This is a genomic window from Micromonospora sp. NPDC049891 (assembly GCF_040660295.1).
Classification (GTDB): Bacteria; Actinomycetota; Actinomycetes; order Mycobacteriales; family Micromonosporaceae; genus Micromonospora.
In genome coordinates this window covers 123,404-149,324 of the sequence record NZ_JBFAML010000008.1, presented here as the reverse complement: position 1 = coordinate 149,324, position 25,921 = coordinate 123,404, and the positions used below count along the sequence as shown (strand labels likewise).

28 protein-coding genes and 1 pseudogene are annotated in these 25,921 nt (G+C 71.5%); 15 read left to right on the top strand and 14 right to left on the bottom strand.

The window, feature by feature from the left end; genetic code table 11:
• Positions 1 to 175: 175 nt before the first annotated feature.
• From AB0I71_RS13245 to AB0I71_RS13215, 7 genes are all read left to right on the top strand, one after another.
• A complete protein-coding gene (locus tag AB0I71_RS13245; RefSeq protein WP_357584098.1) occupies positions 176 to 1,486 on the top strand; it encodes an extracellular solute-binding protein in 1,311 nt (436 codons plus the stop codon).
• A 116-nt stretch (positions 1,487 to 1,602) separates the two neighbouring features.
• Entirely contained in the window at positions 1,603 to 2,610 is a 1,008-nt protein-coding gene (locus AB0I71_RS13240) for a sugar ABC transporter permease (protein WP_357584096.1), read from the top strand.
• 67 nt (positions 2,611 to 2,677) lie between these two features.
• Entirely contained in the window at positions 2,678 to 3,511 is an 834-nt protein-coding gene (locus tag AB0I71_RS13235; RefSeq protein WP_357584094.1) for a carbohydrate ABC transporter permease, read from the top strand.
• Entirely contained in the window at positions 3,508 to 4,881 is a 1,374-nt protein-coding gene (locus AB0I71_RS13230) for a GH1 family beta-glucosidase (protein ID WP_357584092.1), read from the top strand. The genes AB0I71_RS13235 and AB0I71_RS13230 overlap by 4 nt, the downstream gene beginning before the upstream one ends.
• Positions 4,882 to 4,900: 19 nt before the next feature.
• Positions 4,901 to 5,908 (top strand): LacI family DNA-binding transcriptional regulator, encoded by a 1,008-nt coding sequence (locus tag AB0I71_RS13225; RefSeq protein WP_357584090.1) that lies wholly within the window; start codon positions 4,901 to 4,903, stop codon positions 5,906 to 5,908.
• Between the two features lie 90 nt (positions 5,909 to 5,998).
• On the top strand, positions 5,999 to 6,952 hold the full coding sequence (locus AB0I71_RS13220; RefSeq protein ID WP_357584088.1) for a DUF559 domain-containing protein: 954 nt from the start codon (positions 5,999 to 6,001) through the stop codon (positions 6,950 to 6,952).
• Positions 6,953 to 7,107: 155 nt separating this feature from the next.
• Positions 7,108 to 8,007, top strand: a complete 900-nt coding sequence (locus AB0I71_RS13215) for a GNAT family N-acetyltransferase (RefSeq protein ID WP_357584282.1) — start codon at positions 7,108 to 7,110, stop codon at positions 8,005 to 8,007.
• Here the strand turns inward: AB0I71_RS13215 and AB0I71_RS13210 are convergent.
• Together AB0I71_RS13210 and AB0I71_RS13205 are read right to left on the bottom strand one after the other, a co-directional pair.
• Complete coding sequence (locus tag AB0I71_RS13210; protein ID WP_357584086.1) at positions 8,004 to 8,519, bottom strand: O-acetyl-ADP-ribose deacetylase; 516 nt, start codon at positions 8,517 to 8,519, stop codon at positions 8,004 to 8,006. The two genes, AB0I71_RS13215 and AB0I71_RS13210, sit on opposite strands and share 4 nt — an antisense overlap.
• Before the next feature lies 1 nt (position 8,520).
• On the bottom strand, positions 8,521 to 9,297 hold the full coding sequence (locus tag AB0I71_RS13205; protein WP_357584280.1) for an EI24 domain-containing protein: 777 nt from the start codon (positions 9,295 to 9,297) through the stop codon (positions 8,521 to 8,523).
• A 173-nt stretch (positions 9,298 to 9,470) separates the two neighbouring features.
• Between AB0I71_RS13205 and AB0I71_RS13200 the strand changes: the two genes are divergently transcribed.
• From AB0I71_RS13200 to AB0I71_RS13180, 5 genes are read left to right on the top strand one after another with little or no spacing between them, the layout of a single operon-like run.
• The gene (locus AB0I71_RS13200) at positions 9,471 to 10,379 is read left to right on the top strand and encodes an ABC transporter ATP-binding protein (protein ID WP_357584084.1); all 909 of its coding nucleotides are present in this window, start codon (positions 9,471 to 9,473) and stop codon (positions 10,377 to 10,379) included.
• Between the two features lie 10 nt (positions 10,380 to 10,389).
• Positions 10,390 to 11,124, top strand: coding sequence for an ABC transporter permease (locus tag AB0I71_RS13195; RefSeq protein ID WP_357584082.1), 735 nt, complete (start codon positions 10,390 to 10,392; stop codon positions 11,122 to 11,124).
• 22 nt (positions 11,125 to 11,146) lie between these two features.
• The gene (locus tag AB0I71_RS13190) at positions 11,147 to 12,454 is read left to right on the top strand and encodes a sensor histidine kinase (protein WP_357584080.1); all 1,308 of its coding nucleotides are present in this window, start codon (positions 11,147 to 11,149) and stop codon (positions 12,452 to 12,454) included.
• Positions 12,451 to 13,101: a response regulator transcription factor gene (locus tag AB0I71_RS13185; protein WP_357584077.1), complete on the top strand. Its 651-nt coding sequence runs from the start codon at positions 12,451 to 12,453 to the stop codon at positions 13,099 to 13,101. The genes AB0I71_RS13190 and AB0I71_RS13185 overlap by 4 nt, the downstream gene beginning before the upstream one ends.
• A 6-nt stretch (positions 13,102 to 13,107) precedes the next feature.
• Positions 13,108 to 14,256 (top strand): YafY family protein, encoded by a 1,149-nt coding sequence (locus AB0I71_RS13180; protein ID WP_357584075.1) that lies wholly within the window; start codon positions 13,108 to 13,110, stop codon positions 14,254 to 14,256.
• Here AB0I71_RS13180 and AB0I71_RS13175 read toward each other — a convergent pair.
• The 6 genes and pseudogenes from AB0I71_RS13175 to AB0I71_RS13150 all read right to left on the bottom strand — a co-directional run.
• Positions 14,247 to 15,161 carry an SDR family oxidoreductase gene (locus tag AB0I71_RS13175; protein WP_357584073.1) on the bottom strand — a complete coding sequence of 305 codons (915 nt, stop codon included), beginning with the start codon at positions 15,159 to 15,161 and terminating at the stop codon, positions 14,247 to 14,249. The two genes, AB0I71_RS13180 and AB0I71_RS13175, sit on opposite strands and share 10 nt — an antisense overlap.
• Before the next feature lie 454 nt (positions 15,162 to 15,615).
• A complete protein-coding gene (locus tag AB0I71_RS13170) occupies positions 15,616 to 16,353 on the bottom strand; it encodes an alanyl-tRNA editing protein (RefSeq protein WP_203999845.1) in 738 nt (245 codons plus the stop codon).
• A gap of 11 nt (positions 16,354 to 16,364) precedes the next feature.
• Complete coding sequence (locus tag AB0I71_RS13165) at positions 16,365 to 17,252, bottom strand: alpha/beta hydrolase (protein WP_357584278.1); 888 nt, start codon at positions 17,250 to 17,252, stop codon at positions 16,365 to 16,367.
• Complete coding sequence (locus tag AB0I71_RS13160; RefSeq protein ID WP_357584071.1) at positions 17,249 to 17,563, bottom strand: DUF2516 family protein; 315 nt, start codon at positions 17,561 to 17,563, stop codon at positions 17,249 to 17,251. Before AB0I71_RS13160 ends, AB0I71_RS13165 begins: the two co-directional genes overlap by 4 nt.
• A 69-nt stretch (positions 17,564 to 17,632) precedes the next feature.
• Entirely contained in the window at positions 17,633 to 18,463 is an 831-nt protein-coding gene (locus AB0I71_RS13155; RefSeq protein ID WP_357584069.1) for a hypothetical protein, read from the bottom strand.
• Between the two features lie 131 nt (positions 18,464 to 18,594).
• Positions 18,595 to 19,122 (bottom strand): annotated as a pseudogene (locus tag AB0I71_RS13150) (helix-turn-helix transcriptional regulator); the annotation flags it as partial.
• Between the two features lie 111 nt (positions 19,123 to 19,233).
• Here AB0I71_RS13150 and AB0I71_RS13145 point away from each other — a divergent pair.
• On the top strand, positions 19,234 to 20,031 hold the full coding sequence (locus tag AB0I71_RS13145; RefSeq protein WP_357584067.1) for an alpha/beta hydrolase: 798 nt from the start codon (positions 19,234 to 19,236) through the stop codon (positions 20,029 to 20,031).
• Between the two features lie 215 nt (positions 20,032 to 20,246).
• On the opposite strand, the gene AB0I71_RS13140 is transcribed toward AB0I71_RS13145, so the two are convergent.
• The 4 genes from AB0I71_RS13140 to AB0I71_RS13125 all read right to left on the bottom strand — a co-directional run bounded on the left by AB0I71_RS13140 (position 20,247) and on the right by AB0I71_RS13125 (position 23,797).
• Entirely contained in the window at positions 20,247 to 21,206 is a 960-nt protein-coding gene (locus AB0I71_RS13140) for an asparaginase (protein ID WP_357584065.1), read from the bottom strand.
• Positions 21,207 to 21,299: 93 nt separating this feature from the next.
• Positions 21,300 to 22,127, bottom strand: a complete 828-nt coding sequence (locus AB0I71_RS13135; RefSeq protein WP_357584063.1) for a 3-keto-5-aminohexanoate cleavage protein — start codon at positions 22,125 to 22,127, stop codon at positions 21,300 to 21,302.
• A gap of 132 nt (positions 22,128 to 22,259) precedes the next feature.
• Complete coding sequence (locus AB0I71_RS13130; protein ID WP_357584061.1) at positions 22,260 to 23,372, bottom strand: folate-binding protein; 1,113 nt, start codon at positions 23,370 to 23,372, stop codon at positions 22,260 to 22,262.
• On the bottom strand, positions 23,369 to 23,797 hold the full coding sequence (locus tag AB0I71_RS13125; protein WP_164448517.1) for a Fur family transcriptional regulator: 429 nt from the start codon (positions 23,795 to 23,797) through the stop codon (positions 23,369 to 23,371). Before AB0I71_RS13125 ends, AB0I71_RS13130 begins: the two co-directional genes overlap by 4 nt.
• A 68-nt stretch (positions 23,798 to 23,865) precedes the next feature.
• Here AB0I71_RS13125 and AB0I71_RS13120 point away from each other — a divergent pair, with 68 nt between their 5' ends.
• Positions 23,866 to 24,714 (top strand): aminotransferase class IV, encoded by an 849-nt coding sequence (locus tag AB0I71_RS13120; RefSeq protein WP_357584058.1) that lies wholly within the window; start codon positions 23,866 to 23,868, stop codon positions 24,712 to 24,714.
• Between the two features lie 66 nt (positions 24,715 to 24,780).
• Here AB0I71_RS13120 and AB0I71_RS13115 read toward each other — a convergent pair whose 3' ends face one another.
• Both AB0I71_RS13115 and mtfM read right to left on the bottom strand, forming a co-directional pair.
• Complete coding sequence (locus AB0I71_RS13115; RefSeq protein ID WP_357584056.1) at positions 24,781 to 25,374, bottom strand: FABP family protein; 594 nt, start codon at positions 25,372 to 25,374, stop codon at positions 24,781 to 24,783.
• A 51-nt stretch (positions 25,375 to 25,425) separates the two neighbouring features.
• A complete protein-coding gene (gene mtfM, locus AB0I71_RS13110) occupies positions 25,426 to 25,530 on the bottom strand; it encodes a small membrane protein MtfM (protein ID WP_046570768.1) in 105 nt (34 codons plus the stop codon).
• Between the two features lie 12 nt (positions 25,531 to 25,542).
• Between mtfM and AB0I71_RS13105 the strand changes: the two genes are divergently transcribed.
• Positions 25,543 to 25,917: a DsrE family protein gene (locus AB0I71_RS13105; RefSeq protein ID WP_357584054.1), complete on the top strand. Its 375-nt coding sequence runs from the start codon at positions 25,543 to 25,545 to the stop codon at positions 25,915 to 25,917.
• Positions 25,918 to 25,921: the final 4 nt, after the last annotated feature.

Sequence of the window (25,921 nt, the reverse complement as noted above, 5' to 3'; positions counted from 1 at the left end):
TCTCCCACGTGCCCACGGGCGGCCCGCCGTTGCTGCGGAGGCCGCCCGTGGCCATTCTGTGACCCCTCCCGAGAGAGCGCTCTCTTGACACCGGTCCGGCGCGGACCGCAGGCTACGAGAGAGCGCTCTCAGAACCATTCCACCACCACCCCGACCTGAGAGGGGTCATCAGACAATGGGCACATTCCCGCGTCACCGCCTCGCGGCGGTCGCTCTGGCCGCCACCGGCGTCCTGCTCGTCACCAGCGGCTGCGGCGGCGACGGCGACGAGGCTGCCGGGGACGGCAAGATAACGCTCACCGTCGACGTCTTCGGGCAGTTCGGCTACGAGCAGCTCTACCAGCAGTACATGGACGCCAACCCGAACGTGAAGATCGTCGAGCGGGGCACCGGCGGCAACCTCGACGAGTACTCGCCGAAGCTGACCCAGTGGCTCGCCGCGGGCAAGGGCGCCGGCGACGTGGTGGCCATCGAAGAGGGCCTGATGGTCGAGTACAAGGCCAACCCGGACAACTTCGTCAACCTGCTCGACCACGGTGCCGCCGACCTCAAGGGCAACTTCCTGGAGTGGAAGTGGAACCAGGGGCTCACCGCCGACGGCCAGAAACTGATCGGGCTCGGCACCGACGTCGGCGGCATGGCCATGTGCTACCGCACCGACCTCTTCGAGAAGGCCGGCCTGCCCACCGACCGGGAGAAGGTCTCCGAACTCTGGCCGACCTGGGAGGACTACATCGCCACCGGCGAGAAGTTCAAGGCGGCCAACACCGGTGCCTCGTTCCTGGACGCGGCCACGAACACCTTCAACACGATCGTGCTCCAGACGGCCGGCAACGCGCAGGGCTACCACTACTACGACACCAGCGACAACCTGGTGGTGGACAGCAACCCGGCGGTGAAGCAGGCCTGGGACACCACCATGAACATCATCAACGCCGGCCTGTCGGGCAAGTACGGCTCCTGGTCGGAGGAGTGGGTCTCCGCCTTCAAGCAGGCCAAGTTCGCCACCATCGCCTGCCCCGCCTGGATGACCGGCGTGATCGAGGGCAACGCCGGGCCGGAGGCCAAGGGGAAGTGGGACATCGCCCGGGTACCCGGCAACGGCGGCAACTGGGGCGGCTCGCACCTGGCCGTGCCCCGGCAGAGCAAGCACCAGGACGAAGCGGTCAAGCTGGCCAAGTTCCTGACCAGCGCCGAGGGGCACATCGGCGCGTTCAAGGCCAAAGGTCCGCTGCCGTCCTCGCCGCAGGCGCTCGACGACCCCGCCATCACCGAGGCCACGAACGCGTACTTCTCCGACGCGCCGGTCGGCAGGATCTTCGGTGAGGGCGCGAAGACGCTGAAGCCGGTCTACATGGGCCCGAAGAACCAGGCCGTCCGCACCGAGGTGGAGAACGCGGTCCGCACCGTCGAGCTGGGGCAGCGTAACCCCGAGCAGGGATGGCAGGACGCTATCAACAACGCCAAGAAGGCCGCCGCCAAGTAACCGGCCCGACGGCCCCACCCCCGCCGCCGGTCCAGGGTCCGCCGCGTCCGCTCGACGCGTTCGGCGGCCCGCCCTGGACCGGCGCGGGGCGGGGGCGTGAAAGGAGTCAACGGGTCATGGCGTTGCAGCTCGACGCGCGACCGCCGGCCACACCGGCGCCGCGCAACACCCGCCCGTCCCGGGCCGGCCGGCTGAGCCGGATCGACGCGAAGTACTCGCCCTACCTCTACATCGCCCCGTTCTTCGTGATCTTCGCGATCTTCGGGGCCTGGCCGCTGGCGTACACCTTCTGGGTCTCCCTGCACGACTGGGACCTGCTGGGCAGCGACCCCACCTTCATCGGCGCGGAGAACTACACCCGGCTGCTTGTCGACAGCGACTTCTGGCACTCGGTGGTCAACACCCTCGGCATCTTCGTGCTCAGCACCCTCCCGCAGCTGCTCGCCGCGCTCTGGCTGGCGAACCTGCTCAACCGGCAGCTCCGCATGCGTACCGGTTGGCGGATGGCGGTGCTGGTGCCGAACGTCACCTCCACGGCCGCCGTGGCGATCGTGTTCGGGGTGCTGTTCGGCCGTGAGTTCGGCATGGTCAACTGGCTGCTCGACCTGGTCGGCGTCGACGGCATCGAATGGAAATCCAACCGGTTCGCCTCCTGGGTCGCCATCTCGACAATGGTCGACTGGCGCTGGACCGGCTACAACGCGCTGATCTTCCTGGCCGCCATGCAGGCCATCCCCCGCGACCTCTACGAGGCGGCGGCGATCGACGGCGCGAACCGGGCCCGGCAGTTCTGGACCATCACCGTGCCGCTGCTCAAGCCGACGATCATCTTCTGCGTCATCATCTCCACAATCGGCGGGCTCCAGCTGTTCACCGAACCCCGGCTGTTCCACTCCGGCACCAACGCGATCCGCGGTGGGCCGATGCGCGAGTCGCAGACGATGACCATGTACATGTTCGAGAACGCCTTCGCGCCCTACTACAACTTCGGCTACGGATCCGCCGTCGCCTGGCTGCTCTTCGCCCTGATCGCCATCGTCGCGGCGATCAACGTACTGATCATCCGCCGGCTCGGTGCCGGTGCCCGGCCGGACACCGGCAAGCGGAAGGGAGCCTCCCGATGAGCGAGCGAGTCATTCGGCTCGGTGCGGTGGTGCCTCAGCGTGCCGCCGGGCGAAGCGAGGTGGCGCGATGAGCAGGCTGTGGCGGGCGAGCCCGCTCACGTACTTCGCACTTGTCGCCGCCGGGGTGCTGTCGGTCTTTCCGATCTACTGGATGTTCGTGGTGGCCAGCCGGTCCAGCGACGCGATGGGTCAGCTGCCACCGCCGGTGACCCCCGGCGGCAACCTGGGCGCCAACATCTCCCGGTTGTTCGCCAACACCGACGCCTACTTCCTGACCGGTCTGATCAATTCGGCGATCGTCGCCACGGTGGTCACCGCCTCGGTGGTGCTCTTCTCCACCCTGGCCGGGTTCGCCTTCGCCAAGCTGCGGTTCCGGGGCAGCAACGCGCTGCTGATGATCATCATCGCGACGATGATGGTGCCCACCCAGCTCGGCATCATCCCGCTGTACATGCTGATGACGAAGCTGAACCTGAACGACCGGCTGCCGGCCGTGATCATGCCTGCGCTGGTCACCGGGTTCGGGGTGTTCATGATGCGGCAGTACGCCGGGCAGGCGGTCAGCAGCGAGCTGATCGAGGCGGCCCGGGTGGACGGTTGCGGTACCGCCCGCATCTACTGGAACGTGGTGGTGCCGGCACTGCGGCCGGCCGCCGCCGTGCTCGGTCTGCTCACCTTCATGACCACCTGGAACGACTTCCTCTGGCCGTACGCGGTGCTCAACGACCCGGAGAATCCCACCGTGCAGCTATCGTTGCGGGCCCTGTCTGACGGCTACTACCAGGACATGTCCCAGGTCTTCACCGGCACGGCCATCGCCACGCTGCCCCTGCTGCTGGTATTCGTCCTGTTCGGCCGCCAGATCATCGGCGGGATCATGGAAGGTGCGGTCAAGGCGTGACTGAGTTGAGATTTCCGGACAACTTTCTCTGGGGTGCGGCCACCGCGGCGTACCAGATCGAGGGGGCGGCCCGCGACGACGGGCGCGGCGAGTCGATCTGGGACACCTTCAGCCGTACGCCCGGCAAGGTGCACGCCGGCCACACCGGTGACGTCGCCTGCGACCACTACCACCGGTACGCCGACGACGTCGCGCTGATGGCGGAGCTGGGGTTGCAGGCGTACCGCTTCTCGGTGTCCTGGCCCCGCATCCAGCCCGACGGCAGCGGCCCGGTCAACCCGCGCGGCCTGGACTTCTACGACCGGTTGACGGACGCGCTGCTGGGCCGGGGCATCGACCCGATCATCACCCTCTACCACTGGGACCTGCCGCAGACGTTGCAGGATCGGGGCGGGTGGACCAGCCGGGACACCGCCGAGCACTTCGCCACCTACGCCGCCGCGTTGTACGCCCGCCTGGGCGACCGGGTCGGCACCTGGACCACGCTCAACGAGCCGTGGTGCTCGGCGTACCTCGGCTACGGCAACGGGGTGCACGCCCCCGGGGTGCAGGACCCGGGTGCCGCATTCACCGCCGTACATCATCTGCTGCTCGCGCACGGCCTGGCCGTCCAGGCGCTGCGCGCGGGTGGCGCCGGCCGCGTCGGGGTCACGCTCAATCCCGCAGACGTACGCCCCGCCGAGCCGAACAGCGCCGCCGACGCGGCCGCCGCGCGCCTCGTCGACGGCCTGCACAACCGGATATTCCTCGATCCGTTGCTGGTCGGCGGGTACCCGGACGACGTCCGCGAGCATGTCGCGCGGATGGTCGAGCCGGCCTTCGTGCAGGACGACGACGAGAAGATCATCGCAGCGCCGATCGACCTGCTCGGCATCAACTACTACGCGCCGACCTACGTCGCCGGACGGCCGGACGGCGCCGGTGGCGGCGGGGCGTACCCAGGCACCGAGGGAAAGGTGCAGTTCCTGGCGCCGGTGGGGCCGCTCACCGACATGGGTTGGATGATCGAACCGGCCGGACTGACCCGGCTGCTGGAACGCATCGCCACCGACTACCCGGCGGTGCCACTGCTGATCACCGAGAACGGCGCCGCCTTCCCGGACAAGTCCGCCACGGACGTGACCAGCCCGGTTCAGGACACCGACCGGATCGCCTACCTCGACGGCCACCTGCGCGCCGCGCACGAGGCCATCGCCCGGGGCGTCGACCTGCGCGGCTATCTCGTATGGTCATTGCTTGACAACTTCGAGTGGGCCGAGGGGTACCGTAAGCGATTCGGCATCGTGCACGTCGACTACCTCACTCAGCGGCGTACACCGAAGTCCAGCGCCCGGTGGTACCAGGAGGTGATCTCCCGGAACGGGCTGTGACGAGGTGGTGGTTTCTCCGATGACGGGGGCGCAGCGGCCCACTCTGGAAGCGGTGGCACGACGGGCCGGGGTGTCCCGGGCCACCGTTTCCCGGGTGGTCAACGGTTCGACCACGGTCGCCGAGCCGATCCAGGAGGCGGTCCGCCAGGCGGTCGCCGAGCTGGGGTACGTGCCGAACCTGGCCGCACGCACCCTCGTCACCCAGCGGACCGACTCGATCGCCCTGGTGATGCCGGAGGAGGCCACCCGGGTCTTCTCCGACGACCAGGTCTTCCCCGGCATCATCCGCGGCGCCGCACAGGAGTTGGAGGCCGCCGACAAGCAGTTGGTGCTGATGCTTGCCGGATCGCCGGCCGGGCATGAACGGGTCGCCCGGTACACCACCGGGCGGCACGTCGACGGGGTGCTGTTCGCCTCGCTGCACGGGGCTGATCCGCTGCCCGCCCGGCTGGCCGCGCTGGGCATCCCGGTGGTGTGCAGCGGCCGGCCGCTGGACGGGGCGGACGTGCCGTACATCGACGTCGACCAGGTCGGTGGGGTCACCCGCGCGGTACGGCACCTGATCGACAGTGGTCGACGTCGCATCGCCACCATCGCCGGGCCGCAGGACATGGTCGCCGGCATCGAGCGGCTGGCCGGCTACCGGGACACCGTGGTCGCCGCCGGGCTGCCCGAGATGGTGGCGGTGGGCGACTTCACCCGCGAGTCCGGCGCGGCGGCGATGCGCGAACTGCTCGACGCCCACCCCGACCTGGACGCCGTCTTCGCCGCGTCGGACCTGATGGCGCACGCCGCCCTGCGTACGCTGCGCGAGGCGGGACGACGGGTGCCGGAGGACGTGGCGGTGATCGGCTTCGACGACATCGAGACCGCCGCGTACACCGATCCGCCGCTGACCACCGTCCGGCAACCGATAGTGGAGCTGGGCCGGCAGGGCACCCGGCTGCTGCTCCGCCTCGCCGCCGGCGAACAGGTCGAGCCGGCCCTCATCCTGCCCACCGAGCTGATCATCCGCGAGTCCGCCTGAGGCGGGACGGCGGTGTACGGCGAGTGCGTGGGTACGTTTCTTGTCGCCCGGGCGACAAGAAACGTACCCAGCTTCAGATTCAATCGACAGATGCGGATACCTGGGGACGGCGCCGACGCGTTGCAGTGGTTGCTGTTCGAGCAGTCGGGGATCGTCAGCTGGGCGCAGGCCACCGCCGAACTGCCCCCGGCGAAAGTCCGGCACCTGCTGGCGACAGGGCGGTGGGGCAGGGTGTGTCGGGGAATCCTGCGGGCCGCCTCGATCGATGAGCCGTACCGTCGAGAGCAGCACTGGTGGGTGGCGGTGCTGGCGGCCGGTCCGGGTGCGGTGCTCGCCGGGCTGGCGGCGGCGACAGCGGGCGGGCTACGTGGCAACTGGCGCTACGAGACCGTCGACGTGCTGGTCCCGCATCACCGACGTCGGGCAGACCTGCTGCGTCGGCTGCCGCTCGGCCTTCCTGCGGCCCGGGTACGCCGGTCCCGGCAACTGCCGACCGAGGACCGACAGCGTGGGCGGCCCGACCGCACGTCGATGGCGCGATCCCTTGTGGATGCGGCGCAGTGGGCGCGTACCGACGAGGATGCGCAACAGATTCTCGCGGCCGGCTGCCAGCAGCGGCGGGCGACTCCGGCGGAGATCGGCGCGGTCCTCGCCCGCCTGCCCCAGGCCCGGCGGCGGGTCCTGATCCGACAGACATTGCAGGACATCGCCGGTGGCGCCGAGGCGCTCTCCGAGATCGACCTGGTCCGGCTCTGCCGGCGCCACCACCTCCCGGCACCGACCGCGCAGCAGCGTCGTCGGGACGCCGACGGACGGATCCGCTATCTGGACGCCTACTGGCCGCAGTGGCGACTGCACGTGGAGATCGACGGTGCGCACCACATGGACGCCCGACACTGGGCGGCGGACCTGCGCCGGCAGAACCGAGTTTGGATCGAGGGCGACCGCATCCTCCGGTTCACCGCCTTCGACGTCCGGCACCGCCCCGACGACGTCGCCGCCCAACTCCGCGCAGCCCTGGCGGCCGCCGGCTGGCGGGGCTGAGCGTGGGTACGTTTGTTGCTGCCTCAGCGACAAGAAACGTACCCACCCCCTCGATGCCGAGTCGGGCGGAGCGGGGGTGGGGGTGGAAAAGCGGGCGCGGAGGTCGGTCGGGTCCGGTTAGCCTGCGGCCCGTGATTGATCCGGCTATACCTCCCATGCTCATCCGTGCCGCACACCCCGACGACGCGCCAGCAGTGGTGGCGCTGCGGAGGTTCGTGTTCCCCTTCCTGGTCCGGGGCGTCGCGTCCACCCGGCAGTTGATCGCCGCCCCACCTCCAGGTCTGCACTGGACCGGCTTCGTCGCCGAGGTCGACGGGCACATCGTGGGCTGGGTGTGCGCGTCCCGCAACGAGCACACCGCCGAGGCTGTCGGGGAGGTGTCGCTGCTGCATGTACACCCCGATCACCGGCGTCGTGGGATCGGCAGCGCGCTGCTGGCCGAGGCGGTGACGCACCTCGCCCCACTCGGCCTGACCCGGCTGCACGGGCGCGCGCTGCCGGAGGCGCTGCCGTTCGCCCGACGGCACGGCTTCACCCCGAGTCGCCAGGAGCGCTTCTCGGCCCTGGAACTGCACGCACTGCCACCGCTGCCGGCAGCCCCCGACGACGTCCGGCTTGTTCCACTGACGGACGTCGACCCTCGCCGTGTGCACAGGGTGGACGTGCTGGCCAGCGCCGACGAGCCGGGCGATGTCGTGTCCGGCGCGATCGGCTATGCCGACTGGCTCGCCACCACCTGGGACAACGTCGGGCTGGACCGGGAGGCCAGCATGGGCGCCGAGGTCGCCGGCGAGTTGGTGGCCATCAGCCTGGTGAAACGGGACGGCGAGCGGATGTGGTCGGATTACACCGGCACCGTGCCGCAGCACCGGGGACGCGGGCTGGCCCGGTTGGTGAAGCTGGCCGCGCTGCACCGGGCGGCGGCGCGCGGCATCACCGTCGCCTACACCGGCAACGACGCGGCCAACGCGCCGATGCTGGCGGTCAACAACCGGCTCGGCTACCGGCCGGTGGCCACCCAGTGGTCCTGCGTACGCGAGCTGCGCCCGGCCTAGCCCTCCGCGTACACCCGTTCGGCGATCGCGTGGGTGTCGGCGCCGAACAGCACCAGCCGCGCCTCGGTGACGTTCGTCGGCGCTGCCGCGCGCAGCACCGACAGGGCCTGACGAACGGCGTCCTCGACCGGCCAGCCGTAGACCCCGGCGGAGATCAGCGGGAAGGCGACGGTTGCCGCGCCCAACTCGTCCGCTACGGCCAGGCTGTTGGCGTAACAGCCGCGCAGCAGCGCGGAGCGGTCCTCGGTGGCCGACCAGACCGGGCCGACCGTGTGCACCACCCACCGGGCCGGCAGGTCACCTGCGGTGGTGGCCACCGCCTGCCCGGTCGGCAGGCCCCGCCCGTAGCGGGAGGCGCGCAGCGCGCGGCACTCGGCGAGGATCGCCGGCCCGCCCCGGCGGTGGATCGCACCGTCGACTCCCCCGCCGCCCAGCAACGACGAGTTCGCGGCGTTGACCACCACGTCCACCCGCTCGGCGGTGATGTCTCCCGCTACCAGGGCGATGTCCATGTCAGCCCTCCGTGATGGGTTGGCCGAGTGAGCGGCGGGCCAGCAGGGTCGCGCCAGCCACCGCGGCCGGCATCAGCAGTACGGCACCGAGTGGGATCAGGAAGCAGACGAAGACCGCGACTCCGAAGCCGAGTGAGGTGGCGCGGTCCACCTTCAGCGCCGCTCGCCGATCCGGCAGTCGCTTGCCGCGCCGGGAGAAGGGCGCGCCGACGAGTTCCACGGCGAGCAGCCAGCCGCCCACCGCCGCGCCGATGACCGGCACCACGGTCTGGCCGACGAGCGGAATGAAACCGGCGGCGAACAACGGCACGCCGAACAACGCCGCCAGGGCGACCAGGCGGAGCGAGTCGGCGGCGCTGCGACGCAGCGACGGCCAGAACGGGACCTCGATCGCGTCCGGCGTACCGCCGTAGCGCTGTTCCACCCGCTCGGAGATCTTCTCGTAGAAGGGATCCCCGATGACCAGGGTGACAGCGGTGAAGGTGAGGACGGTGAGCAGGCCGCCGAGGCCGAGGAAGGCCAGGCCGGCGATCACCCGAACCACGCTGCGGGCCGTCGTGGGCCAGTCGTCGGCGAAGGGGGTGGCCGCGGCGGCCAGGTCACCGACGAAGAAGACCAGAAGAGCGTACGCGGTCACGAAGACCGCCCCGGAGATCAGCGCCGGTACGACGCCCAGCAGCATCAGACCTGGGTTGCGTACGTACAGACCGACGCCCCGCAGCAGCAGCGCGGCTCCGCCGACGAAGCGGCGGCCGGCGCCGACGGCGGTGCCGGGAATACCGGATGTGTGCACGTCCAGGAGCGTAGTCACTCGCCGCCGCATCCACCGGTTGACGGATCGGGGTAATCAACCGGAGCCGACGAAGATCACCTACGGCCGGTCGATTCGCCGCCGGCCTCCTCTCGCGACCCTTTAGGGGTATCCGAAACCGACGGCGAGAGGCGGTGGCCATGCCGGTCATCGAGGTGACCAGCCTGCACAAGCGGTACGGCGAGACGGTGGCGGTGCACGACGTGTCGTTCGACGTCGAGACCGGCGAGATCTTCGGCGTACTCGGCCCGAACGGCGCCGGCAAGACCACCACTGTGGAGTGTGTCGCCGGGCTGCGCGTCCCGGACGGGGGCGGGGTGTCGGTCCTCGGGCTCGACCCGCGCCGGGACGCCGCCCGGCTGCGGCAACAGGTCGGGGTGCAGCTTCAGGAGAGCCAACTTCCCGACCGGCTCCGGGTCGCCGAGGCGCTTGAGCTGTACGCCTCGTTCTACCGTGACCCGGCCGACCCGGCGCAGCTCATCGACGAGCTGGGCCTCGACGGAAAGCGGAACACCCCGTACGACAAGCTCTCCGGCGGTCAGAAGCAGCGGCTCTCCGTCGCGCTGGCGCTGGTCGGCAACCCGCGGGTCGCCATCCTGGACGAGTTGACCACCGGGCTGGACCCGCAGGCCCGCCGGGACACCTGGGATCTGATCGAGAGGGTTCGGGACCGTGGCGTGACCATCCTGCTGGTCACCCACTTCATGGAGGAAGCCGAGCGACTCTGCGACCGCCTCGCCGTGATCGACAAGGGGCGGGTGGTGGCCCTGGACACCCCGGCCGGGCTGGTCTCGACGGTGGTACCCGAGCAGCGCATCCGGTTCCGGCCGTCCGTACCGCTCGACGACCGACTGCTCACCGACCTGCCGCAGGTCTCCGCCGTGACGCGCAGCGGCAGCCAGGTCGTGGTGACAGGTACCGACGACGTGCTGCACGCGGTCACCTCGGTGCTCGCCCGCCACCAGATCATCGCCGCCGACCTACGGCTGGAGCAGGCCACGCTCGACGACGCGTTCGTCGAGCTGACCGGGCGCCGGCTCGCCGACTGAAGGGAACACGATGCACGCCTTCGGCCAGATCCTCAAGACTGAGGCGAAACTGCACCTGCGGGACATCCCGACGCTCGTGCTCACCGTCGCCCTGCCCACCCTGATCCTGGTGGTGCTCGGGTTGATTCCCACGCTGCGCGAGCCAAATCCGGACTTCGACAACCAGTCCTTCGTCACGTACTTCACTCCGTCGCTGCTGGTGATCACGCTGGCGATGGTCGGGGTGAACGCGCTGCCCACCGTGCTGGCCACCTACCGGGAGCGCGGCATTCTCCGCCGGCTGGCCACCACACCGGCGAGTCCGCTGGCGCTGCTGGCCGCCCAGCTCGTGCTGGCCCTGGTGGGCATCCTGGCCAGTGCGGTGCTCCTCGCGGTGGTCGCCCGGCTGGCGTTCGGCACCCCGCTGCCGCAGCATCCGCTCGGGTTCGCGGCGGCCCTCGTTCTGGGTACGGCCGCCCTGCTCGCGGTGGGGCTGCTGGTGGCGGCGGTCGCGCCCACCGCCAAGTCTGCCCAGGCGCTCGCGGTACCGGCATTCATGATGATCATGTTCTTCGGTGGGGTCTACCTGCCCCGGTTCCTGCTGCCCGATTTCCTGGCCGACATCGGCGCCTACACGCCGCCCGGCGTCCAGGCCCTGCTCGATGCCTGGACCGGCACCGCACCGCAGCCCCTGCATCTGGGGATAATGGCTGTCATCGCCGTGGCGGCCGGCGCCGCAGCGGCGAAGCTGTTCCGCTGGGAGTGAACGAGCGGTGAGCGGGGACGGGATGACCAGCTGCGAAGGCGACCGGACGGTCGGCCTCGCCGGAGACAGGACCGGCGACGACGCTCGGCTGGCCGACTGGCGGGCGCGGGAGGCGCGTCTGCACCGGGTACTGCCCTACTGCGGACTGCTCGTGGGGTCACTGCTGGCCACCTTCGCGCCGGCACCCGGCGGCCTGCCGCTGGTGCCCACGCTTGTCATCGCGGGCGCATCCGCCGCCTGGATCGCCTGGTTCCACACCCTGCACCCGCAGTGGCAGGAGCGGCGCAGGTTGATGGCCGGCTACTACGTCGGACTGCTCGCCTTCGCCGCTGTCCTGGTGTGCGCCAGCCCGTGGTACGGATTCTTCGCCTGGATCGGGTTCCTGCACGCCTTCGCCCTGCTCAGCGGAGCGTGGCGGTTCGTCGGGATGGGCTGCACCGCGGTGCTTGTCGGCACCGCGCAGGGCGGTGGCCTGCCACGGTCGTGGTCGCACTTCTCGCTGTGGCTGGTGCTGGTGCTGTTCAACCTGGTGGTGGCCGGCGCGGTGAGCTGGCTGAGCTACGTGGGCGAACGGGAGGAGGCGAAGCGCAAGCGCCTGGTGGCGGAACTCGCCGCGGCCAACGAGCGACTCGCCGAGACGGTACGGGAGAACGAAGGGCTGCACGCCCAGCTCATCACCCAGGCCCGCGAGGCCGGTGTGCTGGACGAGCGGCAGCGGATGGCGCAGGAGATCCACGACACCCTGGCGCAGGGGCTGACCGGCATCATCACTCAACTGGAGGCGGCCGAGCAGACCCGCGACCGCTCGGCCGACTGGCGTCGGCACGTGAACAACGCCCTCACGCTGGCCCGGGAGAGCCTCACCGAAGCCCGCCGGTCGGTCCGGGCGTTGCGCCCCGAGCCACTGGAGACGGCCCGCCTTCCCGACGCCCTCGCCGAGCTGGGTGAGCGCTGGTCGACTCTGCACGGGGTGGCGGCCAACGTCAGCACCACCGGTACGCCCCGCCCGCTGCATCCGGAGATCGAGGTGACGCTGCTGCGAGCCGCGCAGGAGGCGTTGAGCAACGTGGCCCGGCACGCCGCCGCGTCCCGGGTCGGACTGACCCTGTCGTACATGTCGGATGTGGTCACCCTGGATGTCCGCGACGACGGCTCGGGGTTCGACGTCACCGACAGGTCGACACCGCCTGACCACGACGGAAGCTACGGGCTGACCGCGATGCGGCAGCGGGTGACCCGGGTCGGTGGTCAGCTGGCCGTCGAGTCCGAGCCGGGTGCCGGCACCGCCGTCTCGGCCTCGGTGCCGGCCCTGCCCGGAGCCGCCGCATGACCGATCCGGTACGGCTGCTCATCGTCGACGATCATCCAGTGGTGCGGGACGGGCTGCGGGGCATGTTCGCCGGTGACCCCGGGTTCGAGGTGGTCGGCGAGGCGGCGGACGGCGCCGAGGCACTGACGATGACCGCCCGCCACCGCCCCGACGTGGTGCTGATGGACCTGCGGATGCCGGGGATGGACGGGGTGACCGCGATCGGTCGCCTTGTCGCGGCCGACAGCCCGGTGAAGGTGCTGGTGCTGACCACGTACGACACCGACGCGGACGTGCTGCCGGCGATCGAGGCCGGCGCCACCGGCTACCTGCTCAAGGACGCGCCCCGCGACGAACTGGTCCGGGCGGTACGGGCCGCCGCCCGGGGTGAGTCGGTGCTCTCGCCAAGCGTGGCCGGCCGGCTGATGGGTCGCCTACGGACGCCACGCCAGCCGGCCGAGGAACCGCTGAGCCAGCGTGAACTGGAGGTGCTCACCCTGGTGGCCCGTGGCTCGTCGAACCGCGAGGCCGCCGCGCGTCTGTTCATCAGCGAGGCCACGGTCAAGACCCACCTGCTGCACGTCTACGCCAAACTCGGGGTCAACGACCGGGCCGCCGCGGTGGCCACCGCATACGACCGGGGGTTGTTGACCCCTGGCGGACGGTGAGCGTCGGTGCGGGCGTCACGGTTGCTCTCCCTGCTGCTGCTGTTGCAGACCCGTGAGGTGATGACGGCGGCGGAGCTGGCCCGCGAGCTGGAGGTTTCCGAGCGGACTGTCTATCGGGACGTGCTGGCGCTCTCCGCCGCCGGGGTGCCGGTCTACGCCGACCGGGGGCGGGCCGGCGGCTACCGGTTGCTCGGTGGCTACCGCACCCGGCTGACCGGGATGACCCGCGACGAGGCGGAGGCGCTGTTCCTCGCCGGGCTGCCGGGACCGGCCGGTGACATGGGGCTGACCGACGCGGTGGCGGCGGCACAGCTCAAGGTGCTCGCCGCACTGCCGCCGAGCCTGCGCGACGCCCCGGTCCGCACCGGCCAGCGGTTCCACCTGGACGTGCCCGGCTGGTACCACCACCAGAACGCCCCGCCGCAGTGGCTGACCGAGCTGGCCGACGCGGTCTGGCGGGACCGGGTCGTGACACTCCACTATCGGCGCGGAGAGCACGAGGTCACCCGCCGGGTCTGCCCGTACGGCCTGGTCCTCAAGAACGGGACCTGGTATCTCGTCGGTCGGGTCGGCGAGGACGTCCGCACCTACCGGGTGGACCGGGTCACCGCCGTCGAACGGCACGACGAGGGCTTCGACCGGGAGCCCGACTTCGACCTGGCCGCCCACTGGCAGCGACAGGCCGCGTCGTTCCTGCGGAGCATGCTGCGGGCCGAGGTGACGCTCCGGCTGAGCCCCGTCGGCCTGCGCCGGCTCCGGCACCTGGTCGACTCCCCGTTCGGGTACGACGAGGCGGTCGCCGCCGCCACCGGACCCGACGGGGAGGGCTGGCTGACCATCCGGCTGCCCGTCGAGTCCGTCGAGGTGGCGTACGCCCAGCTGCTCGGGCTCGGCCCGGAGGTGGAGGTGCTCGACCCGCCCGAGCTGCGGGCGATGCTGGCCGAGGCAGCAACCCGGACCGCCGCCCGCTACGCCGCCCACAGTGAGCCGCCGCGGCTGTCCGAGGCGGTGCCCCCGACGGCCGCCCGCCACACCACCCACGGTCAGCCGCCGCCACCGGCTGACGCAGCGCCCACGACGGCCGCCCGCCACACCACCCGCAGTGAGCCGCCGACCGGTGAGGGCGGCCGGCCGGCGGCCGACGATCAGCGGTAGCCGGTGACGTCGGCGGGGCGACCGGCGTCGACCACCTCGCTGATGTAGCGGAAGGCATCCGGTTGGCTGCCGTCGACGTCGGTGAAGCCGTACACCTTTGCCAGTTCCCCGGCGGAGACGGACTGGCCGCTCCAGCGCGCCCGATCCGGGTCGGCGGCGAGCGCGGCGACCGCTCGGCCGACGAACGCCGGGGTTTCCGAGATGAGGAAATGCGGATCCTTGGCCGCGCCGTCGCGCCAGTTGGCCTCGGTCACGCCGAAGTGCTCCAGCATCGCCTCCGACCGAAGCCAGCCCGGGCTGAGCGCGACCGCCGTGCCGTCGTACTCCTTCAGCTCGTGCGCCCAGCTGAAGGCGAGCCGGTTGACCGAGGTCTTGGCCAGGTCGTAGAAGACCGAGAGCCGGTAGTTGTGGTCGTTGTACGCCTTCGTGCCGTCCCCGATCTCCACCACCAGGCCACCGGGCCGGCGGATCATCAGCGGCAGCGCGAAGTGGCTGGTGATCACATGGGTCTCGACCGCCAGCCGCAGCGTGCGGAATCCGGCGTCGAGGGGCTGCTCCCAGACCGGCTTCTCCCAGGTGATCAGCGGGTCCGCGCCCCAGACGTCGTTGACCAGCACATCGAGCCGGCCCTGCTCGGCATCGATCCGCTCGACAAGGGCCCGCACCTCGTCGTGCACCAGATGATCTGTCCGGACCGCGATGCCGGTACCGCCGGCCGCGGTGACCAGTTCGGCAGTTTCCTCGATGGTTTCCGGGCGGTCCATTTCGGAGCGGCCGGCGCGGCTGCTGCGGCCGGTCGCGTACACGGTGGCCCCCACCGCCCCGAGTTGCACGGCGATCTGCCGGCCGGCACCCCGGGTCGCCCCGGCGACCAGCGCCACCCGCCCTGTCAGCGATGTCGTCATGACTGCCACGTTGCCAGCAATACCTGACATCCGGAGTCAGGTTTCCCGACGACCCGCTGCGCAATCTGCCGGCCGAGCCGGCGAGCGATCTATGACAGCCGCCCGGCGAGCCGCGACATGCCGCATCCCGGTCCCTCCCACACGCCGGATACGGCGAGTTGCGGGATCCTGCGCCCGCCCCTGCCCGCGCCTCACGACGGGCCCTCCCTCGCGCCCGACCGGCAACCGCCCGCGACATGCGGCATCCCGGGCCTTCCCGCGCGCCGGATACGCCAAGACGCCGCAGCCCGTGACCGGGCCCCGCCCGTGACCAGACCCTGCTCGTGACCGGGCCCCGCCGTGACCGGGCCCCGCCGTGACCGGGCCCCGCCGTGAACGGGCCCCGCCGGTGAGCGATCCGGGAACCGTGGCGGCGACGCCGTCAGTCGGGCGCGACTGTGCCTCGGCGCGACTGTCAGTCGGCGAGGCGGATGCGGACTCGGCGGTTGGCTCGGCCCTTGCTCTCCACCTTTACCACCCGCACCTTGCCGATCTGCGCCGTCGACGCGACGTGGGTGCCGCCGTCGGCTTGCACGTCAAGCCCCACGATGTCGACGATGCGCACCTCCACCTCGTCCGGCGGGATCAGGTTCGACTGGGTACGGATGATGTCCGGCAGGGCCAGCGCCTCCTCGCGCGGCAGCACCCGGGTGGCGACCGACCGGTCCGCCGCCACCTCGGCGTTCACCAGCTCCTCGATGCGGGTCTTGAAGTCGGCCGGCACCTCAGGCAGGTTGAAGTCCATCCGAGCCTCGCCGGGTTCCATGTTGCCGCCGGTGACCAGCGCGCCGAAGTCGCGGAACACCACACCGCAGAGCACGTGCAGCCCGGAGTGGGTACGCATCAGCCGGCTACGCCGCTCGTCCTCCACCGCACCGGTGACAGTGGTGCCGGCGGGTGGCAACGGGTCACCCTCGGCCGGGATCAGCCACAGGTCATCGCCCTTGCGGGTACCGACGATCCGGGTCTGCACCCCCTGCCACAGCAGTACGCCGTGGTCCGGTGGCTGGCCGCCACCGCCCGGGTAGAAGGCCGAACGGTCCAGCACCACGCCCTGCTCCGGGTCGGCGTGCAGGACCGTGCACTCCCACTCCCGCAGGGTCGGGTCGGCGAGGTCGAGTCGGTGCGTACGGCCGTGGTGTGTGACGCCCATGACAGGGCAGGCTACCCGTTGAGGAAGTCGGAGATCCGCCCGCGCAGATCGGCGCGCTCCGTCCAGAGCACACCGGGACGGTCGTACCGGTGCAGGGTGGCCCGGGGCAGCAGGGCGGCGAGCTGTTCGGCCACCTCCACCGGGTGCAGGTCGTCACCCTCGGCCGCGATCACCAGCGCCGGCGCGGTCACTCGGGCGAGCACACTGGCGTCGGGCAGCGGCGCCTGCTCCGGCAGGTCGACCAGCCCGGCGGCGAGTCCGTCGCGCAGCAGATGGTCGAGCCGTTGCCGCAGGTAGGCCCAGCCGGCCGGGGTGTTGCGTATGGCCGGTGGCAGCTCGGTGGAGACGACCTCCGCCGCCGCCGAGGCGTCCCCGCTCTCCACGGCAGACAGCAGTTCGGTGAGCCGCGCCCGGGCGACAGGTCCGCGCGGCCGGTCGAGCGCGGCGGGAAGGAAGAAGACGAGCCGCTCGAACCGCTCCGGGCTCTCGGCGAGCAGGCGGCACAACGCGCCGGCGCCCAGGCTCGCCCCGAAGGCGCGCGTCGCGCCGCTGAGATCGGCGATCGCACGCAGGTCACGGGCCAGGTCGAGGTAGCTCCACGGGCCGTCGGGCGCGTCGGAACGGCCGTGGCCACGGAACTGGAAGAAGACCCGGCGACCGGTGACACCGCTGCCGAAGGGTCGGGTGGTGGCGATGCCGTTGGCCAGCCCGTGGGCGAAGACGGTGACCGGGTCACCGACGCCGGTGACCAGCCGCTCCAGCCGTACGCCGTGCGGGGTGGCGACCAGCTCGGTTTCCGGATCGGGTAACGGCGGCCGACCGGTGCGCGGAGCCCCCGGACCGGGACCCCAGGTGCGTGGCCCGCCGTCCGGCGGTGGTGGCCAGCGGAAGGCTCTCACCATGACCCTCTGTTGTCGCCCAGGTCGCGTAGCCCGACCCGGACGTCGAGCAGGTAGATCAGACCCGCCGCCACACCGATCAGCCCGAAGATGCTGAGGGTGGACCGGGTGAGCAGGGTGAGCAGCAGGGTGACCGCCAGGATCGCGATCCAGCCGCCCTTCGGCAGGGTGCCGATGGCCGGGAAGGCATCGGAGCGCTGCGTCACGGCGTGCACGAGAGCCACCCCCTGCACGATCAGTGCGAAGACGAACAGGATCAGCTCGATCACGAAGCGGACGTCGAAGACGAAGATCGGCGCGGCGTTGGCCATGACGGCAAGCTTATGCCGGCGACCCCGGGTCCGTGGCGACAGGACGGCCCGGGATCGCCGGCTGGTGACTCACTCGCTCCGCTTGGTGCCCCGGGGCAGCTTCGCCGACGGGCTGTCGGTCCGCTTGGCGGCGGTCTGCCGGGTGGTCGACTTCGCCCGGGTGGCCTTCTTCGCGGCAGCCGGCTTGGCCTCCACGATCTCGGCAACCTCGGCCGGGCTGGGCACCTCGGCGGTCGCGGCCTTCTTGACCGTCGCGGCCTTCTCGGCGGTTGCGGTCTTCGCGGTGGTTCCGGTCGTCGCGGCGATCGCGGCCGGCTCGGTGGTCGCGGTCGGCGTGGTGGCCTCGGTCGCCTCGATGTCGGCGTTCACCGTGTCGGCGGCCTCCAGCACACCGGTGCCGACGACACGCTCACCCCGCGCCACCAGCGCGCCGTACGCGGCAAGCGCCCGCTCCTGGGCGGCCTGGGCTCCGGCGACGACGACTGCCGCGTTGCGGGTGGCCACCTCACGCAGTCGGTCCAGGTCGGCTGCTTCGCGCAGCTTGTTCAGGTCGGCCGTCTCGCGGAGCTTGTTGAGATCCGCGGCCTCCCGGAGCTTGGCCAGGTCGGCGTGCTCACGCAGCCGGTTCAGGTCGGCCGTCGGGGCGGCCTTCTGCCGCAGCGACTCGGCGGTGCGGTTGGCGTTGCGCAGCGTGTCGTTGGCCTTCTGGCGCAGCTCGAAGCCGGTGACGACAGCCTTGCCGCCGAGTTCGTTGACGACCCGGCCGCCGTCGGCGACGACACGGTCACGCAGTTCACCCACCACGGTGGGCAGTTTGCGCAGCTGCTGGAGGGCCAGCTCACCGGCGCCGGCCGCAGCGTAGATCGGGGCAGGGATGCGATTGGTCTTCGGCTGGGTCATGACTACTTCTCCTCCTGGACCGCGGTTGCGGTCTTGCGGACCACCTTGCGGGCGGCCTTCCTGGCTGGGGTGCTGTTCGGGGCGGGAGCGGGACCCGCTTCGGTAACGGCGACCGACTCGAGCACCGCCTCGGTCGGGGTGCCGGCCGCGGTGGTGGGTCCGGTAGCGGCAAGATTGGCCACGTCGGGGGCGGTGAGGTCATTCGCGTCGGAGGTGCCGGCCGCGACGCTCGCGGCGGATCCGCCGGTGTCATCACTCGCGGCCGAAGTGCCGGTCTCGCCGCTCGCGCCGCCCATGGTCGCGGTCGCTTCGGCCAGTCGAGCGTTCTCCCGGCGAAATGTCTCGTAGATCTGGGTAAGGGACTGTTTCTGGGCCATCGTCAGGTCCGGATCGACGGCGATGGCGGCCAGCACACCCTGACCCTCCTTGTCGTCGAGCAGCCCGGCCCGCAGGTACATCGCCGGAGTGGAGACCCGCAGCGCGCTGGCGAGTTGCTGGAGCACCTCGGCGCTCGGCCGACGCAGGCCGCGCTCGATCTGGCTGAGGTAGGGGTTGCTGACCCCCGCCTGCTCGGCCAGTTGCCGGAGCGAAATCTTCGCGTTCCGCCGCAGGTCACGAATGAACCCGCCGACGTCGGGAAGGTCCTTGGGAGTGGCCATGACTCAACGCTAGCCCGCGCTGCTAGCAGCTGCAAGCAAAGTGCTAGCCGGAGTTAGCAACGTCTCACCACCCGCTTGCGAACCCCGGACGCCCGGTCGTACCGTCCTGCGGTGACCAAGATCCAGGTAAATGGAGCCCTACTGGCGTACGACGAGGCCGGCACCGGGTCGCCTGTCGTCCTGCTGCACGCTGGTATCGCCGACCGCCGTATGTGGCGGGACCAGATCGCACCACTCGCGACCCGGCACCGGGTGATCAGTGTCGACCTACGCGGTTACGGGGAGTCCGAGTTGCCGCCGAGCGCCTTCGCCCACCACGACGACGTGGTCGGCCTGCTCGACGCCCTCGGGTTGGCCAGCGCGGCCCTGGTCGGCTGCTCCTTCGGCGGGGCGGTGGCGATCGACACCGCGCTCGCTCACCCGCACCGGGTGAGCGCGCTCGCCCTGCTCGGTACCGCGGTGTCCGGTCACGAATGGTCGGAGCAGACGAACGAGCTGTGGGAGAACCTGGTCGGCGACGTCGACCCGGAGGACTTCGCCGCGACGGCCGCGGGTGAGGTGCGGTTCTGGGTGGTCGGCCCGGAACGCGAGCCCACCGACGTCGACCCGGAGCTGGTCGCCTTCGCCACCGAGATGGACGAACGCGCGCTGGCCGCCGAGTTGGCACTCAGCGCCGTGGACGTGGCCGAACTCGACCCGCCGGCCATCGGGCGACTGACCGAGCTGACCATGCCCGTACTGGTCGCGGCCGGGGCGGCGGACGTGCCCGACATCCGCCACCTGGCCGATCGCATCGCGGCCGAGGCCCCGCAGGCGGTTCGCCTACCCGACGTACCGAACGCCGCCCACCTGCTCCCCCTCGAACGCCCCACCCAGATCAACACCCCCCTCCTCACCTTCCTCCCCTGACACCGCCCACCAACCGCCACCCGGCACCTCCCCACCCCTCAGCCACGCCACCCCCGCCTGTCTCGTCGATCATGCAGTTGTGGCACATGACAAAAGCCTTCTTCGGGACATAGCGGGAGCCAGAACTGCATGATCGGCGCGGCGAGGGGCGTAAGCCCGGCCGCTGGGGGTGACCAGTGCGGTCGGGCGAAGGGAGTGGGAGTGGGTGGGGTCGGCTACCAGAGGGGGCGGGTGGCGCCGACGGGGAGGCCGCCGCCGAAGATCGGCACCTCGGCGAATTCCGCCAGCACGGGTGCGTCGAGGCCGAGCCGGCGCAGCGCCGAGACCAGGACCGGCATCCGGGCGCGGCCGGCGCCGTCGTCGATCTTCAGCGCCACGGCGCCGACGCCGGGCAGCGCCGTGGCGATGACACCCTCCGCGCCGATCTTCGCCAGCAGCCCGGGTACGCCACGCATCAGTCGGGTGTCGTCCGCCTGCGTACCGCCGACCACCTCGGGGTGGGCGCGCATCGCGCCGGCCACCATTCCCGCCCCGGTGTCACTCTCGGCGGCGACCAACCGCAGGAACGCCGTGGCAAGTCCGGTCAACGACGCGGACAGCACCGGGGCGCCGCAACCGTCCACGCCGACGGCCACCGCCTCCTCGCCGGTGAACTCCTCCACCGTGTCGCGCAGCGACCGCTGGAGCGGGTGGTCGGCACGCCAGTAGCCGTCCAGCGGCCAACCGGCGGACCGGCAGGTCAGCAGCATGCCGGCGTGCTTGCCGGAGCAGTTCATCTGGATCCGGGTCGGGCCGCCGCCGGCCCGCAGCACCGCCGTCCGCGCCTGATCGCCCACCGGCAGTTCCGGCGGGCAGTGCAGGGCGTCCCCGTCGAGACCGGCACCCGCGAGCAGCCCGGCGACCCGGGCCAGGTGAAACTCCTCCCCCGCGTGGCTGGCCGCGACGATGGCCAGATCGGCCGGTTCGGTAAGCGACAACCCGGCGCGGAGCATCCCGACCGCCTGCATCGGCTTGTTCGACGAGCGGGGGAAGATAGGCGAGGTGACGTCACCGGCGGCGGCCAGCGGCGCGCCGGTGCTGTCGAGCACCACCACCGATCCGCGGTGCACGCCCTCCACGAAGCCGGACCGGACCACCTCAGCGAGCGGTACGCCGCCCTCGTACGTCTTTCCCACGACGTGGACGGTACCGAGGCGTCCGGCCGCACTCACGCGGGGGTGAGCAGGGAGTCCACCTCCGGGTGTAAAGAATGCGCGGCGACTCGCGCCTTACAGGCCGAGCAGCTCGCGGGCCTCGGCGGTGTTCAGCGGTGGGCGCTGTGCGAGCTGGGCGAAGCCGACCGCGCGCGCGACCAGTTGCATGTTCGACTCCACCGGACGGCCCTTCGCGTACGTGACCGTGTCCTCCATACCGACGCGCAGGTGACCGCCGGCCGAGAGCGCGGCGAGCAGCACCGGAAGGCTGGTACGGCCGATGCCTGTCGCCGAGAACGTGGTGCCCTCCGGCAGGTCCCGGAGCATCTGCTGGGCCGCGACGAGCGTCGCGGTGGTGCCCGGCATGCCTCCCGGTACGCCCATCACGAAGTCGACGTGGACGTGGCCGCCGTGCGGCAGGCCGTACCTGCCCAGCAGGCGCTGGAGCGCGCTGAGGTGGCCGAGATCGAAGATCTCGTACTCCGGCACGATGCCCCGTTCCTGCATCCGGGTGTGCAGGTCGACGATGAACTCCCAGCGGTTGAGGAAGACCTCGTCGCCGAAGTTGACGGTGCCCATGGTGCAGGAGGCCATGTCCGGCCCGGCGTCGAGCACGGCGAGCCGGTCGGCCTCCGGGTCGGTGACCGCGCCCCCGGTGGACAGCTGCACGATCAGGTCGGTGCCCTCCCGGAGCGCCGCCACGGTGGCGCGGAGCCGGCCCTGGTCCAGGGTCGGCCGTGCCTCGTCGTCCCGGATGTGCACGTGGATCACGGAGGCACCCAGCGCTTCGCACTCCTTGGCGGTGAGCAGCAGCTCGTCGAGGGTGACCGGCAGCGCCGGCACCTCGGTCTTCGCCGACTCCGCGCCGGTGGGGGCAACCGTGATCAACGTCCCTGTTGTCATGCCGGCGATCCTAGAGCGCCCCCGGCCAGCCGCGGGGTCGGCGGGGTAGCCACACCGGGCGACCGCCGGATCAGGGGACCGGGCGCGGGGCCCGGATCCTCGCCGACTGGTCGGCCGGATCCGGGAAACGCCCTACGAGGCGTCGATGGCGGCGGCGCTCTCGCCGACGCGGAGTGCGGCATCGTCGGACACCGAGCGCTTGACCACCGCGAGCGCGACCTGGCCCAGCTCGTGATGAAGCACAGCGGTGCCGACGAAGCCGACCGTGCGGCCGTCCAGGGTCACCGGGGTACCGGCGACCGGCAGCTGGTCGGTGGCCACCCCGTCGAGGTGCAGCAGCACCAGTCGGCGCGGCGGGCGGCCCATGTTGTGCACCCGGGCGACCGTCTCCTGGCCCCGGTAGCAGCCCTTGTCCAGGTGCACGGCCGGGGCGATCAGGTTCACCTCGGCGGGAATCGTCCGGTGGTCGGTGTCGACGCCGACCCGGGCCTGCCGGGCGGCCACCCGCACCGCCTCGTACGCCCACAGCCCGACCGGGGGAACCCCGTTGTCGCGCAGCCGCGCGACCACCTGGTCCATCGCGGGCCGGGGAACCAGCAGGTCCACGCCGAGCGGACCGCGCCGGGCCCAGCCACCCTGCGGCAGCGGCTGCACGTCGTAGCGGGCGGTCGGGCGGGGCGGCAGCTCGCCCGACCGGAACTTCGGGCCGGGCAGCCCCACCACGTCCGGCTCGGCGAGCGGCGGCACGTCGAGCAGGGCCACCACCTCCGCGGCCTTCGGGCCGACAAGCGACAGCAGTGCGTGCTCGGCGGTGGCGTCCCGCGGGTCGACCTGGCTGAAGAACCGCATCTTCTCCAGGTAGGTCAGCAGCCCCCCGGTCGCCCCCGGCTCGGTGTCGAGCCAGGTGGTGTCACCGTCCTCGGCCACCATGGCGTGCTGCTCGACATGGCCGTGCGGCGAGAGCACGAGCAGTTCCGTGCCCTGCCAGGGGCCCAGCTCGGCCAGGTGCTGGGTGGTGAGGGTGTGCAGCCAGGAGATGCGCTCCGCACCAGGCACCGCGATGACACCCCGGTGGGAACGGTCCACCAGGCCGACCTCGGTGCTCAGCTGGCGCTGCTCGCGCAGCGGGTCGCCGTAGTGCGCGGCCACGCCCCGTACCCCGGCTGCGGCGTGTGCCGGCTCCGGCTGGTCCCGGCTGGCCTCGTCGATGCTCTCCACGGCCACCGCGCCCGCAATGTCGATCATGTCTGTTCCCCGTTTCCGCACCGCGCGCACAAGCCGAAGAAGGAGACGTGGCCGATGTCCACCCGGAAGCCCCGTTCCCCGGCCAGTTGGTCGGAGAGCGGACGCATCAGCTCCGGATCCATCTCGTCGATCGCGCCGCACTCGCGGCAGACCAGGTGTACGTGCTGGTCCTCGCCGGCGGCGTGGTAGGTCGGCGACCCGTGTGAGAGGTGGGTGTGGGTGACCAGGCCGAGCCGTTCCAGCAGCTCCAGCGTGCGGTAGATGGTGGTGATGTTGACCCCGGCGGCGACCTCGCGTACTGCGGTGTGCACCTGCTCGGGGGTGGCGTGCCCCAGATCCAGCACCGCCTGGAGGATCAGCTGTCGCTGCGCCGTCAGCCGCAGCCCACGGGCGCGGAGCAGTTCCGCGAGGGATGATTCGGACACCCCCCGATCATAGTTCGGCCGTGCGCGTACCTCCCGGCGCGACCAGCACGGCACTATGCTCGGCCCCCGTGGTGACCTCGCGGATCGGTGTGCTGGGGCGGGGACGACTGCCGGCCGGTGAGCCGGTGCTGCGCGGCGATGATCTCGGCGTACTGCGAGGTGACGGGCTCTTCGAGACCATGCACCTGCGCGACGGGCGGGCCTGGCTGAGGCGCGAGCACCTGGCTCGGCTGCGGACCGGCGCGGCGGCCGTCGAACTGACCCTGCCGGCGGACGCCGCCCTGGTCGATCTGTTGGACGAGGTCGCCGCCGGCTGGCCGGCCGAGGTGGAGGGCGCGCTGCGGCTGGTCTGTACCCGAGGGCCGGAGAACGGCGGTCCGCCCACCGTCTACGCCACCCTGTCGGAGGTCGCCCCCGCGGCGCGGCGGGCCCGGCACGACGGGGTGAGCGTGGCAACCCTCTCCCTGGGGGTGCCCGCCGAGGCCCGCCCGGAACTGGACTGGCTCCCGGTGGGCATCAAGTCCACGTCGTACGGGGCGAGCAGCGCCGCCCGACGCTGGGCCGCCCGGGCCGGCGTGGACGACGTGCTCTGGATCTCCTCCGACGGGTACGCACTGGAAGGACCGACAGCCAACCTCGTCTGGCTGGCCGGGGAGACGCTCTGCACGGTGCCCGCCCGACGCACCGGCATCCTGCCCGGCACCACAGTCGCCTGGCTGCTCGCCCACGCCGCCGAGGTCGGCTGCGCGGCCGCCGAACGCATGATCACCCCGGCGGGCCTGCGCGACGCCGACGGAATCTGGCTCACCTCGTCGGTACGCGGCCTGGTCGCGGTGCACACCCTCGACGGTGAGCCGCTGCCCCGCAGTCCGCGTACCAGGGCGTTGCAGGAGCTGCTCGGCTTTCCGCTGCCCTGACCCTGGACTGGCGGCCGGGACTCCCGTTCCGGGTCTCCTGGCCGGGTGGCCCAGGTCGGGAGCGGGTCAGCCGGCGACCCGGATGAGTCGGGCCGACAGGTGCGGGGAGAGCGGCTGCCCGACAGCGGCCATGTCCTGCGCGTAGAGCAGGGCACCGTCGACGATGCCGAAGAGGCGGTGCCCGGCGGTGACCTCCTTGGCGGTGGAGGTACGCACGACCGCGTCGGTGACGAACTCCACCTGGGTGCCCTTGCGCCGGCCGACGTGCAGCTCCATCACCCCGGTCGGGGTGGTCAGCAGGGCCTCCAGCTCGTCGGTCGCCCGGTCGCCGGCCAGCACCGGCCGCCACCAGCCGACCTCGCGGCCGGCCGGCCGGACCGGGCGGCTCTGCTCGTCGAGAATCCACGCCCGCGACTCGTAGTGCAGGAACGGCCGCCCGTCGTGACTGATCCGGATCTCCTGGGCGAAGTCGAAGTCCTCGATGGTGGGGAAGCCACCTCGCCCCCGCCCGCGCCACACGCCGATGTACGGCAGCAGGCCGTCGAGCGTGGGGTGCAGCTTCGGGCCGACCCGCAGGTCGTGACTCTCCTCGAAGGGGTACGCCTCGACCGGCGGCGCGTTCAGCCAGGGCGGCGGCGCCAACGGGTTGTCGTCAGTCACCGGGCCACCTTCGTTCGCGACTGCGGGGCTCGCAGAACCGCACTCACCGGATCACCACTTGCCTCTCGATATGCGTACAGCCAGGTAGACCAGGCCACCGGCGAGCGCGCCCAGGCCAGCAACCAGCAGGCTGACGAACCCGATCTCGGTGACCATCCGGGTCATCCTATGCTGGCGGGCATGGCCCGTACTCTCGTCGTCAAGGCCACCGCCGGCGCCGACGCGCCGGAACGGTGCGCCCAGGCCTTCACCGTGGCGGCCACCGCGGCCGCCGCCGGGGTACCCGTCTCGCTCTGGCTGACCGGGGAGTCGACCTGGTTCGCGCTGCCCGGCCGGGCGCAGAATTTCGAGCTGCCGCACTCGGCCCCGCTGGGCGAACTGCTGCACGTGATCCTCGCCAGCGGCACCGTGACGGCCTGTACCCAGTGCGCCGCTCGGCGGGACATCGACTCCGGCGACGTGATCCCCGGGGTACGGATCGCCGGGGCGGCCGTCTTCGTCGAGGAGACGATGGCCGAGGGCGCGCAGGCGCTCATCTACTGACTCA